The sequence below is a fragment of the Pedobacter sp. GR22-10 genome, from assembly GCF_026239715.1.
Taxonomy (GTDB): Bacteria; Bacteroidota; Bacteroidia; order Sphingobacteriales; family Sphingobacteriaceae; genus Pedobacter.
The window spans coordinates 349,706-362,525 of record NZ_JAPIVR010000002.1 but is presented as its reverse complement, the minus strand read 5'-3'; the positions used below and the strand labels follow the sequence as shown (position 1 = coordinate 362,525).

Sequence of the window (12,820 nt, the reverse complement as noted above, 5' to 3'; positions counted from 1 at the left end):
GGAAACATGCATTATTTTGCTTAATTATTTGGATACAAAAGTCAATTCACTATCTTTAAAAACTAACTATAAATAAAAATATGAGAAAGCTTCCCTTGTTAATGCTGCTGTTTGTAGCCACGTCATTTTCAGTATTTGCGCAGAATAAAGATGCAATTGTTGGTAAATGGCTTAATCCATCCGGCGAAGGACAAATCGAGATCTATAAAAAAGGTGATAAATACTTCGGCAAATTAGCCTGGATTAAAGAACCTAATATTAATGGAAAGCCAAAACTGGATGTTAAAAATCCAAATGCAGCTTTACAAAAAAGGCCGTTATTAAATGTTGAGCTGTTAAAAGATTTTGTTTACGATGACGGGAAATGGACAGATGGTACCATTTATGATCCTAAAAGTGGCAAAACCTATAGCTGTAACATGAGCATGAAAGGAAATGATGTGTTAAATGTGAGGGGCTATGTTGGCATATCGCTATTGGGCAGATCTGAAACTTTTAAGCGGGTGAAATAATAACAATGAAAAAACTGATATGGTGCCTTTTAATGGCACCTTTTTTTTGCACTGCGCAGTCGTTTAGCTTAAAGCCTTTAAATGAAAATACCAACACCAGCTTACGTGGTTTAAGTGTGGTATCTGATCAGGTGATATGGGCCAGCGGTAGCAATGGTGCTGTAGGGAAAACCGAAGACGGTGGCTTAACCTGGCAGTGGGTCAAACCAAAGGGGTATGAAAAACTGGATTTCAGGGATATAGAAGCTTTTGACCGTCAGCATGCCATCCTTGTAAATGCCGGATCACCTGCCTATGTGCTTAAAACCGATGATGGTGGAGCCACCTGGAGTGTGCATTATAAAAATATTGATTCAGCCATTTTTTTAGATGGATTGGGTTTCTGGAACCGCAACAGCGGGATGATTTTTGGCGATCCTATTCACGGTAAAATGCCTTTGTTAAAAACAACGGATGCAGGAAAAACATGGAAAGATATCTCGTCCGGCATGAAGCAGCACCTGGCGGAAGGGGAGGCCGGTTTTGCCGCAAGCGGAACCACCATTAAAACGCGCCCGGGCGGAAAGGTATGGATTGCCACAGGTGGATCTGTTTCCCATATTTATTATTCGGCAGATTACGGCAAAAACTGGAATATTTATCAATGCCCGATCTGGCAGGGAGAAAACACCACAGGCCCGTTTTCGATTGATTTTTTTGATGCTCAAAATGGCGTTGTGGTGGGTGGAAACTATGTGAAGGATAAAGCCAATGACAATAATGTTTTAATCACTGCTGACGGGGGAAAAACCTGGAACAAACCCATCACACCTGTTTCAGGTTTTCGGTCTGGTGTCACTTACCTGAATAAACAGGTGCTGGTGGCTACCGGAACATCCGGAACAGATATCTCTACCGATAGTGGACAAAACTGGAAACATCTGTCAGACCACAGTTTTAATGCCGTGCAAAAATCAGCAAAGGGAAACCGGATCATCCTCGCTGGTGAAAAAGGCAATATTTATGAACTGATCCTCAGCAGGTAATTGATTTGATACCAATTGTAACAGTTGTTTGCCAACCGGGTCTAAGCCTTAATCACCTGCATTTTTAAAATTGTTGTTTATTCATACAAATCAGAATATTTTATTTTCTTTGCTAACTCAATACTTAATTATATATAACGTTCTATGGATTTTTTGCACACTGTTTTAGGTGATGACATTCAGGCTGCCCTGCTTATTATTTTAAATTTAATTGTAATTGAAAGCCTTCTGTCAGTTGATAATGCGGCGGTTTTAGCTACAATGGTGATGGATCTTCCAAAAGATCAACGGGATAAGGCACTGAAATATGGTATTATAGGGGCTTATGTTTTCCGTGGAATCTGTTTATTCCTGGCGGCCTGGCTGGTGAAAATCTGGTGGCTAAAACCACTTGGTGGCCTTTACCTCATTTACCTAGCTTTTGATTATTTCTGGAAAAAGAATGCCAAAAAGAATGAAGCGGAAGAAGAAGTGGATAAAAGCAAAAGCTGGATTTACAAATCAACCGTTGGTTTGGTTGGTACCTTTTGGGCTACGGTAGCCTTGGTAGAAGTAATGGACCTGGCTTTCTCCATCGATAACGTTTTTGCTGCAGTGGCCTTTACCGATAATATTTACCTGATTTACATTGGCGTGTTTGTGGGGATTTTAGCCATGCGTTTCGTTGCCCAGGCATTTGTTAAACTCATGGAGAAATTTACTTTTTTAGAAACGGTTGCTTTCATTGTAATCGGTGTCCTGGGAATTAAGTTAACCTCCTCTCTATTCACGCATTTCAATCCGCAATCTCCTGTTTCTCATGCTATAGAAGGCGAAAAAACAGATTTATTTGTTTCCATATTTACCGTAGCCATCTTTATTTTACCGGTACTGTCATCGCTTTTGTTTAATTTTCCTAAAAAAACCAAAAATGACCTCGAGGTAGCGGATAAAGCTGAAGACGTTTTAGAACAGTCATAAAACATTCTCAGCCGCGTGTCTGTTAAGGTGTTACATATTATAACTCTTAAAGCTACGTTACAGGTATGGTCATGAATTTACAATTATAGCTACAGGAAAACATATTGGGAATGCGCATTTATAAACATTACTCTTTTGATCTCTGGTTAACCTTAATTAAGTCTAACCCTGCTTTTAAACTGGAGCGGACACGCTATTTCCATCAACATCTTAATTCCAGGCGTAAAAGTTTGGATGAAGTGGGACTGGTATTCAGACAGGTAGATTTAATGGTGAATGCCATCAATGAAAAAACCGGTAAAAATGTTGATGCCGATGAAATGTACCTGATGGTGATCAGCATCATCAATGACTACGATTTTAACTTTCATGATCTTGATCTGGAAGCACTATACCAGCAAATGGAAGTACTGCTGCTTCATCACATGCCTTTAATTTATTGTAACCGTTGCCTGGACGTCTTATCGGCAATTAAAGGTCATGGTGAGACTTCCACCAATATTTTAAGCAATACGGGATTCATAAAAGGCCATACCCTCCGAAAGGTGATCAATCATTTGGGAATTGATGAATTTATCGATTTTCAGCTTTATTCTGATGAAGTGAGGATGTCTAAACCCAACAGTGGTTTTTTTCAGCTGATGATTGACACGATCGACCGGGAAAAACATCCGGATTTGGCTTTACATGACATCATCCATGTGGGTGACAATCCTTTGGCCGATATCCGTGGCGCGCAGCAAATGGGCATAAACAGCATGCTGATCCATTCTAACAACCTATCTATCTCCAATCTTCTCTCATGATTCCATATACCTACTCCCTTCATAAAATAGATAATACTGCCGATTTTGGCTTCGATCCGAATGATTACAGCCGCTTTAAATTCGGCGATGACCTGGTGGCCCGTTCTTTTGGTAAAGACCTGGCCGATGGCTTTATCAGGTATTACCTGGCCGATAACCGGATAGCCGACCAGATTGTGGTGATTTCCAGTCCTTACAGTTTTATTCCTACGGCAACTTTTGCGATGAAAAATTATTTTGTATCGCAATTGAACCGCTGGCTGGTGGAAAACGGCGGACTTACCGTGCAGGAAGCAAAAGTGCACCGTACCATTACCTATAAGGAGGATTACGGTGAGCTGAGTGCCGAAGAACGCATGAATTTGATCGGTAATGATACTTTTCACATCGACAGGGATTTTCTGGAAGGAAAAACCTTATTGTTCCTCGATGATATTAAAATCACCGGAAGCCATGAACGCATGATTTTAAAAATGGCCAAAGCATACGGTTTAAAAAATGAAATCCATATGCTTTATTTTGCCGAATTGGTGAACCCTCAGATTCATCCCAACGTAGAGAATTTTCTGAATTACCATCAGGTAAAATCAATTTTCGACCTGGAAAAAATCATCAGCAACGGTTATTTTTGTTTCAATACCCGGATTGTGAAATATATCTTAAATGCCGAACACCAAAGCTTTTCGATATTTTTAGAGCGTATGGATCACGATTTTATTCACCAGCTGTACGATCTGGCTTTAGGCAACAGCTACCATTTAATGGAAGCTTATGCTGATAATTTACAACTCATTAAAAGTTACATTAAAGACAATACTTATAAATTAATATAATATGGCTATCAACTTGCAAAAGGGGCAGAGAGAAAATATCGATGCGCCGAAATTTACAATAGGTTTAGGTTGGGATACCAACAATTCATCAACAGGGTCTGCCTTTGATTTGGATGCTTCAATTTTTATTTTAAACGACCAGAAGAAATTAATCTCTGACGAGAATTTTGTTTTCTACAATAACCTGGTTTCACCAGACGGCGCAGTAGAACACACCGGCGATAATTTAACCGGCGATGGTGATGGTGATGACGAACAAATTAAGGTGGATTTAACCCGGATAGACCCGAAAGTGAGCGAAATTTGTGTGGTGGTGACCATTCATGATGCGGAGAACAGAAGACAGAACTTTGGTCAGGTGCGGAATTCATTTGTGCGCATTTTTGATGCCGTTACCAATGAAGTGATTTTGAAATATGAACTGGAAGAAGATTTTTCTATTGAAACCGCTGTAGAATTCGGTCGGATTTATAAGCGTGAAGGCAAATGGAAATTTGAAGCCGTAGGAGTGGGTATGAAAGGTGGTTTACAGGATTATTTAAACAAATATCAATAATATTATGGCAATCAATCTGCAAAAAGGACAACGCATCAGCCTGGAAAAAAGCAACGGGAGCAAATTGCAAAACGTGTGTGTAGGCATTAACTGGGGTGCGATAGAGAAAAAGGGATTATTTGGTTTTGGCTCATCAAAAGAAGCAGTGGATTTAGATGCCAGCTGTGCTTTGTATAATGAAAACAAGCAACTGCTGGAAGTGGTTTATTTTGGTAACCTGAAATCAAAAAACGGATCTGTTAAGCACAGTGGCGATGATTTAACCGGAGATATGGGCGGTGATGACGGGCTGGACAATGAAATTATCACACTCGACTTCTCGAAGCTGGATGCCAATGTGGCCTATGTAGCTTTTGTTTTAAACAGCTTCAGGGGGCATGATTTCGGAACCATCCCTTTTGCCTCTATCCGGATTTACGAAGGTACAACCAAACAGGTAACAGAAGTTTTCGCCAAGTATGACATTGCCAACGGATCCAACTTTGCCGGCCATGTATCTATGGTGATGGGTGTTTTCTATAAGAAGAACAACGAATGGAAATTTAATGCCATTGGAGAGCCTACAAAAGATAAGAAACTGGAAGATACGGTGAAAACGGTGACTCAAAATTATTTATAAGCCTAAAGCTTAAAAAAATTAAACTATGGAAACCAACCCAAACACTATTCCGGAGCTCACCCCGGTAAAACTGGATAAAGACGGAAATGTAAATCTTGAAAAAATATCCCCTCAGGAAACCGAAAAATATGCAGCACTGGGCAAGTCGCTGGAACCCTCCGATGTGAATTCAATTTTAAATTACGGAAGCGATGCCCAGAATTCGATGGAGAAATACAGTAATGATTTTTTATCATCGGTAAGAACCTACAACAGTGGCGAAGTGGGAGGCTTAATTAATGAATTGCTTTCCGAACTGAATTATATTGATATTTCTGAGCTGGAGCAGAGCGGCTTTAAAAGTTTTATTTCCAGGATTCCTTTTCTGAAATCGCTGGTGGTGGATGTTAAAAAGCTCTTCCAGAAGTATGATGTGGTGGTGAATAACATCGATAAGATCACCAATAAAATTAAGGCTGGCCGATTAAATTCTATTAAGGATAACAGTTCTCTCCAAACCATGTTTGATAGCAATGTGGGCTACATTCATCAAATGGAAGAGTTGATTATTGCCGGACAGCTGAAATATAATGAACTGTCGTTAAAACTGGCTGAAATGGAAGGCCGGCCGGCAGACTACCAGGATTATGAAATTGCTGATTTAAGAGACTTTATCAGCCGGTTGGATAAAAGACTGGCCGATATGAAGATCGTGCGGTTCATCATGCTGCAATCCCTGGCCCAGATCCGTGTGGTACAGAATAACAATACCTCTATTGCAGAAAAAGCACAGTCTATTGTTTCTACCACCATCCCCGTATGGAAAAATCAGCTTACCATTGCCGTTGCCTTGCAAAGACAAAAGGCCAATGTAGAGATGCAGAAGAAAATTTCGGATACTACCAATACCATTTTGCAAAAGAATGCGGAGATGCTGAAACAAAACAGCATTGATGTAGCTAAGGAGAATGAGAAAACTGTGGTATCTTTGGAGACCCTTAAAATAACGACAGCATCGCTAATCAGTACCCTGAATGAGGTCAAACAAATTCATGAAGCAGGGGCACAAAGCAGAAAAGTGCTGGATGGTGAGTTGAAAACTTTAGAAGCAGAGCTGAAAAAGAACGTAACGAGGGTGAGTTAAATTAAAGCATGGATGATTACCGTTTAAATATTTTAGAAAAATCGAGCACCGAAATCAACCGTTTACAGTTGCTTTCGGTGTTTTTTGATGAAGAGATTATATATAAAATTTATCTACGGAGCCAGGTTATTCATCAGCTATTTGCCAATAATGAAGAACTGGAAATTGATAAACTGGATCTTTTCCATGTTCAGTTTACAGAAAGTGTAATTGCACTGTTGCGGAAAATAAAAAAGAGCAACGAAAAAAATGTGAGTCTGCTTTATGATGAGATCAGTCTTAATGAAGAACTCATCAGCAGGATTTCCGGTTCGGTCGTTAACCAGCAAAATTACCGTTTAGATCAGCAAAAGCAATCTTTAAAAATTAACCAGTCGTTAAGACGGTTATTCGCTGTGTTATCCGATCTCAGTACCGACTTTCCTTTCTCAAAAAACATGCTTGTATTCAGCTCAAAGTATGCCAATGATTTTTATTTCGATATCAATCCTGATCAGCTTGCCCGGCTGATTGATTTCAGTACGAAGCAGGTTTACACCAATATCAATGCCGTTATAGAAAAGAAACTGATGGGCCTGTTGTGCAAGCATGATTTTCGTACCACCTTTGCCCTGGGTTTAAAGTGTGGCGATTTGGTGATGGAGGTGTATCGTTTCCTGGATACAGACCGGTATTTTATGTTCTTTCCCAGCAGAAACCTATTCCTGTTTTGCGATGTATCCCTGCTCAACGGAATAGAGAAAGAAAATAACCTTTCTGAGAAAGCGCGCATTGTACAGGAACTGGAATATAAAAATGACAAACTTAAAAGCAATGCCGCCGTACTGAAGGTAGCGATTCCGGCAGAGATTACTGCACTGCTGGAAGATAGCTATATGAAAATTTCAGATATCAATTTCTTAAACCACCTCAATAATTTCGACGTACAATCGAATATATTAAAGGCCATGTTAAAAACAGAACTGTTTTAGGTGGGGGTGTAGAATCTCCTTATAAAACCGTTATTGTAATGAGGATTTTACTCGATACTCGTCCTTCCGAAGGGGGATACCGTATCATCGTTAAGAGGAATGGAGTCAGCACGATGAGAAGGGTTGGTCCCGCGGATTCAAATGATCAGCGCAGATTTTGGTGAAACAGATTGCTTCCCCGAAATGTTAACAAGAGCGAAGTCGTCACGATAAGAAGGGTTGTTCCCGTGGATTCAAATAATCAGCGCAGATTTTTATGAAGCAGATTGCTTCCCTGAAATGTTAACAGGAGCGGAGTCAGTACGATGAGAAGGGTTGTTCCCGCGGATTCAAATAATCAGCGCAGATTTTGTTGAAACAGATTGCTTCCCCTAAAAGTTAACAGGAGCGGAGTCATCACGATGAGAAGGGTTATTCCCGCGGATTCAAATAATCAGCGCAGATTTTGGTGAAACAGATTGCTTCCCCGAAATGTCGGGGCAGGCTGTCGTGACTCCAGCAATGACGATGCCCCTTGAAGATTCGTCTTCGTGAATTAGTTTCGTTATTATGAATGGGTCAGCATGATGCAAAAGCTGGTCCCGCAGATTCAAATGATGAGCGCAGACTTTAGCACTTAATTCTGCGGAAATCTTCTAGATCTGCGGGAAAATTATTTGAATAGCCGTTATCTTTAAGATGTTAATTTAAAATAAGGTGCTGAACTAAATTCAGCATGACGGATTGGGTTATCATCTCGTTAATATAGCCAACTTATGTTTAAACAAATCAATTGTTCTGCCCCAGGCCAGTTTCGCCGCTGCCTCATTGTACCTGGTTGGTGAAGTATTGTTATTAAATGCATGGTTCACACCATCGTAAATATAGATTTTATAATCCTTGTTGTTGTCTTTCAAGGCTTTTTCATAGGCTGGAATACCGGCATTAATCCGTTCATCCAGGCCAGCATAATGTAACATTAAGCTGGCTTTAATGCGAGGAACATCTGCCACATTTGCCTGTGCTCCATAGTAGGCCACGGCAGCCTGTAATTTTGGATCAGCTACTGCTAACTTATTGGCCATGCCGCCACCCCAGCAAAAGCCAAGGCAAGCCACTTTGCCATTGGCATCTTTTCTGTTGCGAAGATATTCCAGCCCTTTTAAATAATTCTGCAGGTTCTTTTCCGGATCAAGTTTTCCGATCAGCTCGCGGCCTTTATCTTCATCGGTAGGTGTGCCGCCTAAGGGTGAAAGTGCATCTACACCTAAGGCGATAAAACCTTCAGCTGCTACTCTTTTTGTTACATCGATGATATGTGGATTTAATCCGCGGTTTTCGTGGATCACCAAAACGCAACCCAATTTTCTGCTCGTTTTGGGCTTTGCTAAAACGGCCTTCATGTTTCCATCCGTGCCGGCATAGGTGATGTTTTCTACCTCAATTTCATCACTGTTAAAGGCTGCGGCTGCCGCATAATTGTTTTCCAGTAAGGGTAAAATGGTCATGGCCATGGCTGTGCCACCGGCCAGTAAAGCCAGTTTCTTTAAGAAATCCTTTCTGTTCAGTCCGCTATGGGTATATTCATCGTAAAGCGTGATAATTTTCTGATCCATTTTAAATGATTTTTAGTGTTGGTACAAGATAATCAGGATGGTTGAACTTTTTAACATTTGCTTAAAAATTACAATACATCAATTCCCATTTCCGAATCAGTTCTATCCTGCTTCTGGTGAATTTTGGTGTCAAAAAAGGATTCGACCAATCATCAAAATGGTCGTAAAAGAATTTCAGAAAAAATATATGGAAGCAAATGCCGAGATAAGGTATCGCATCAATTTCATCCGGGCTAAGTTTTCTAACCTGCTGATAGGCATCCAGAAAGATGTTAAAATCTTTAGCCGCCTGTTCTTTGGTGATGGCATTGTTCAGCTGGTGAAAAAAGTAATGATTCAGAAACGACATTAAATCATTCACCAGATAACCATGTCCTGCAAAGTCGAAATCAAAAAAAGTAATTTTTCCTTTTTCATCAAAGTGGAAGTTTTTCGGAAACAGGTCGTAATGGCAATAGCCGGTTGAAAATGATGCGCTATTAAAAGACTTGAATTTTTGAATGACCCGCTGAGCAATATCTTTTAAGTATTCAAAATCTTCAGGCATTTCTTTCAAATATGGCTCCAGGCTATTCAATGGGTCAAGTAGGGTAGTTTGTAAATTAAAAACAGGCCTTGGATGGCTTAAGGTGATGGCAGATGTGCTGACATGCAATTTTGCAATGTCCGTACCCAGCGTATGCAGTTGCATTTCATTCAGGTCATAAATGACTTTGCCCGGTGCAAAAGTAAAAAGAATGCCATTCCTTAGCCCCTCTATGGCATTAAATTGCTGGATTTGCCTGTTATGCTGATCTGTTATGGGATAAGATACCGAATGTCCGTCAGCCTTAAGCGCATTCAACAAAGAAACTTCCCCGCTGATTTCATCCAGCTTACGGTGCGCATCACGATAAATTTTGAAAATGTATTGGCTTTCGCTGTTTTCTAAAAGATAGGTGTCGCTTACATTTCTGATCAGCAGCCTGCAAGTCGTGTCAGCAGGTAATTGGTAGGCATCTATAAGATGTGCTTGTAAGGCAGCTGATGAAAGGGTAGAATATTGAGCTGGGAACAAACGGTGTTGCATAAGGAGAATGTTTATACTAAGGTAAAGTTTTAAAAATATAGTCCTGATTAAAGGCTACCTTTAAAGCCTCTAGGCATTCAGCTTTAAGATTATCTTTTTCATTGGAAAAAATATTTGATTGCCTCATTGATCGTTATATCAAGAGTAAAGTGGGTACAGCAGAACACTTTCTGAGTCTTACACTATCTGCAAATTTAAAGGAAAATCTCCTCGGTTTATATCACGATCAGGAATTTTTAAACGGGGGAACAGGGAATGAGGTGATCATCAACCAGGATAAGCGCATCAGGAGTGATGTCATTTATTGGCTGGATCGTTCTCATCATAACAAGTATGAAAATGAATTTTTTGATTTAATGGACAAATTTGTGCTTTATCTCAATCACACCTGTTATACTGGCATTACAGACTATGAATTTCACTACGCCCTTTACGAAGCGGGCACCTTTTATCAAAAACATGTTGATCAGTTTCAAAACAATGGTAGCCGTCAATATTCCATGATCCTTTACCTGAATACCGGCTGGGAAGATGGCGATGGGGGAGAACTCTGCATCTATCATGATGACTTTGTGCAAAGTATCTCACCGGAGAGTGGCAAAACTGTATTCTTCAGAAGTGCAGATTTACCCCATGAAGTTTTGATTACCCATAAACCGAGGATGAGCATTACCGGCTGGCTGAAGGTTAGCCTGCCCTGAAGGCTTTTGGCGTACACTGAACCTGGCGTTTAAAAAAGATATTGAAATTGGCAGGATATTCAAAACCAAGGCAATAGGCAATTTCAGAAATATTCCATTCGGTATGCTTTAAAAGAGCAGTGGCTTCTGTGGTAATTCTTTTGGCAATATGCTCTGAAGTGGTTTTTCCTGTTACATCCTTTACCGTGTGGTTAAGGTGGTTCACATGAACAGCTAAACGTAAGGCGAAATCATGTGCCGTTTTTAATTCCAATACATGTTCTGTAGAACCAATCGGGAACTGCCGCTCCAGCAATTCAATAAACAAAGCCGTTAACCTGACCGATGCATTATTTTGCTTAAAGAGACTGTCTTTCGGCTTAACCTTTAAGGCTTCATGAATGATCAGTTGTACATAATTTCGCAGCAGGTCGTATTTATGTACATAATCACCGTCCATTTCTTTCATCATACTGGAGAAAATACCCACCAGCGTTTGTTCCTGTGCTTCATCAATATGAATAACCGGGCAGTCATTAATTCGCCAGATTAAAGAATCACGTAAGCTTTCATTCCGGCTATGGATGAAATTTTCGGTAAATAGACAAAAATAACCGGCAGGTTTCACTGAGGTACTTTCCCATGAATATGGGATATTGGGATTGGTAAACAATAAGGCCCTTCCTTTAATTTCTATTTGCGCATCCGGATAGTGCAGGATGCCATTACCAATGATGAGCGATATTTTATAAAAATCGCGCCTGCTAAATGCTGAAGGCATATTGGTGCAAACCACCGCACGGTTAAACACATTGAAATGACCGATGTCATCAATCATTCTCAGGCTGGGCGTAGGAATTTCAGGACGGGTAATTTTTAGTTTATTGTAAAAATCCTCCAGGGTTTCTTTTTTATTTAAGGCATTAATTTCCTGATTTCTCGCCAGCATATTAAAACAATTATGAAATCAAATTTAAGATTTAATCGGCATTCCTTCATGCATTTCTTCCGTCGGTTCTGCAACTAATTTGTCACCTTCTGAGAGGTTGCCGAATAACTCCACCCGATCATCTGCTTCCCTGCCTTTTTTAACCGCTATTTTCACCATCTTTCCATGTACAACTTTCAATACAAATAAACCTTCGCTGGTATCCAGCAGTGCTTTTTTAGCCACTACAAAAGTGCCTGTTTGGGCAGGTAAGGGAATATTGACTTCTGCTACCATACCGGGCAATAATGTTTTACCCGCATTTGGCACATCCATTTCAATGCGTTCAGAACGGAGGCGTAAATCCAAAGCACCCGAAAGGCGTTTTACTTTAGCTGTAAAATTTTGGTTGGGCAATGATTTAACCGTAAAAGTGATTTCGTCACCAGCCTTTAAATAACCGGTGTAAACTTCGGGTATGGAAACGGCTAACCTCAGGTTTTTCTGGTCCTGAAGCGTAAATAACGGTAGATCTGAGCCCTTGCCGGATGGACCTACATAAGCACCCAGGTTTACATTTCTGGCCGAGATAATTCCGCTGAACGGAGCCCTGATGGTTAAATAATCCTGCACGGAGCCCACCTCTTTGTATGCCGCTCTGGCAGCTTCCAATTGCGCCAGATCTGCGTTCTTTCTAGCCAAGGCCTGATCCAGATCATTTGTTGAAATGGTTCCAGGTGTTTTACTAGTTTCATACAAACGGTTATAGTTTGCTTTGCTGGCCGTATAAATGGCCTCCTGTGCTTTAATCCTTGATTGTGTTGCCGCCAGCTGAGAACTCATTTCAGGTGCTTCCAAAGTCATCAGCAACTGACCTTTGCTCACTTCTGATCCGATATCCACTTTTAGCGATTTAACAAAGCTGCTCACCTTGGCATACAGGTCAACCTGCTGCAGCGCAATCAATTCTCCTGGTAAACTCAGCCGGGTAGACAGCCGTTCTTTTTTTAATTCGAAAGTGGCAATGGTTAAAGGCTTTTGTTTTTTCTTTTCGGTTTTGTTTTCCGTATTTCCGCAACCATACATGGCGGTGATCAGGGTTAATCCTAAAAAAGTAGACAATATTTTTATATTCATGATGGT

14 protein-coding genes are annotated in these 12,820 nt (G+C 40.4%); 10 read left to right on the top strand and 4 right to left on the bottom strand.

The window, feature by feature from the left end:
* Positions 1-80: 80 nt before the first annotated feature.
* The 9 genes from OQX64_RS08970 to OQX64_RS08930 all read left to right on the top strand — a co-directional run bounded on the left by OQX64_RS08970 (position 81) and on the right by OQX64_RS08930 (position 7,405).
* Positions 81-512 carry a DUF2147 domain-containing protein gene (locus OQX64_RS08970; protein ID WP_088302820.1) on the top strand — a complete coding sequence of 144 codons (432 nt, stop codon included), beginning with the start codon at positions 81-83 and terminating at the stop codon, positions 510-512.
* Positions 513-517: 5 nt separating this feature from the next.
* Positions 518-1,537, top strand: a complete 1,020-nt coding sequence (locus OQX64_RS08965) for a WD40/YVTN/BNR-like repeat-containing protein (protein ID WP_265818506.1) — start codon at positions 518-520, stop codon at positions 1,535-1,537.
* Between the two features lie 144 nt (positions 1,538-1,681).
* The gene (locus OQX64_RS08960; protein ID WP_265818505.1) at positions 1,682-2,497 is read left to right on the top strand and encodes a TerC family protein; all 816 of its coding nucleotides are present in this window, start codon (positions 1,682-1,684) and stop codon (positions 2,495-2,497) included.
* Positions 2,498-2,607: 110 nt separating this feature from the next.
* Positions 2,608-3,303, top strand: a complete 696-nt coding sequence (locus OQX64_RS08955) for an HAD family hydrolase (protein ID WP_265818504.1) — start codon at positions 2,608-2,610, stop codon at positions 3,301-3,303.
* Positions 3,300-4,136, top strand: coding sequence for a phosphoribosyltransferase family protein (locus OQX64_RS08950; protein WP_088302824.1), 837 nt, complete (start codon positions 3,300-3,302; stop codon positions 4,134-4,136). Before OQX64_RS08955 ends, OQX64_RS08950 begins: the two co-directional genes overlap by 4 nt.
* 1 nt (position 4,137) lies before the next feature.
* Positions 4,138-4,692, top strand: coding sequence for a TerD family protein (locus tag OQX64_RS08945; RefSeq protein ID WP_088302825.1), 555 nt, complete (start codon positions 4,138-4,140; stop codon positions 4,690-4,692).
* 4 nt (positions 4,693-4,696) lie between these two features.
* Complete coding sequence (locus OQX64_RS08940) at positions 4,697-5,311, top strand: TerD family protein (RefSeq protein WP_265818503.1); 615 nt, start codon at positions 4,697-4,699, stop codon at positions 5,309-5,311.
* A 25-nt stretch (positions 5,312-5,336) separates the two neighbouring features.
* Positions 5,337-6,434, top strand: a complete 1,098-nt coding sequence (locus OQX64_RS08935) for a toxic anion resistance protein (RefSeq protein WP_088302827.1) — start codon at positions 5,337-5,339, stop codon at positions 6,432-6,434.
* Positions 6,435-6,442: 8 nt separating this feature from the next.
* Positions 6,443-7,405, top strand: a complete 963-nt coding sequence (locus OQX64_RS08930; protein ID WP_088302828.1) for a hypothetical protein — start codon at positions 6,443-6,445, stop codon at positions 7,403-7,405.
* 731 nt (positions 7,406-8,136) lie between these two features.
* Here OQX64_RS08930 and OQX64_RS08925 read toward each other — a convergent pair.
* Together OQX64_RS08925 and OQX64_RS08920 are read right to left on the bottom strand one after the other, a co-directional pair.
* Positions 8,137-9,000, bottom strand: coding sequence for a dienelactone hydrolase family protein (locus tag OQX64_RS08925; RefSeq protein WP_265818502.1), 864 nt, complete (start codon positions 8,998-9,000; stop codon positions 8,137-8,139).
* A gap of 61 nt (positions 9,001-9,061) precedes the next feature.
* Complete coding sequence (locus OQX64_RS08920; protein WP_265818501.1) at positions 9,062-10,069, bottom strand: phosphotransferase enzyme family protein; 1,008 nt, start codon at positions 10,067-10,069, stop codon at positions 9,062-9,064.
* Between the two features lie 101 nt (positions 10,070-10,170).
* On the opposite strand from OQX64_RS08920, the gene OQX64_RS08915 reads away from it, so the two are divergent.
* The gene (locus tag OQX64_RS08915) at positions 10,171-10,770 is read left to right on the top strand and encodes a 2OG-Fe(II) oxygenase (RefSeq protein WP_265818500.1); all 600 of its coding nucleotides are present in this window, start codon (positions 10,171-10,173) and stop codon (positions 10,768-10,770) included.
* On the opposite strand, the gene OQX64_RS08910 is transcribed toward OQX64_RS08915, so the two are convergent.
* Together OQX64_RS08910 and OQX64_RS08905 are read right to left on the bottom strand one after the other, a co-directional pair.
* Entirely contained in the window at positions 10,757-11,698 is a 942-nt protein-coding gene (locus tag OQX64_RS08910; protein ID WP_088302832.1) for a helix-turn-helix domain-containing protein, read from the bottom strand. The genes OQX64_RS08915 and OQX64_RS08910 overlap by 14 nt on opposite strands.
* Positions 11,699-11,722: 24 nt before the next feature.
* Positions 11,723-12,814 carry an efflux RND transporter periplasmic adaptor subunit gene (locus OQX64_RS08905; protein WP_265818499.1) on the bottom strand — a complete coding sequence of 364 codons (1,092 nt, stop codon included), beginning with the start codon at positions 12,812-12,814 and terminating at the stop codon, positions 11,723-11,725.
* Positions 12,815-12,820: the final 6 nt, after the last annotated feature.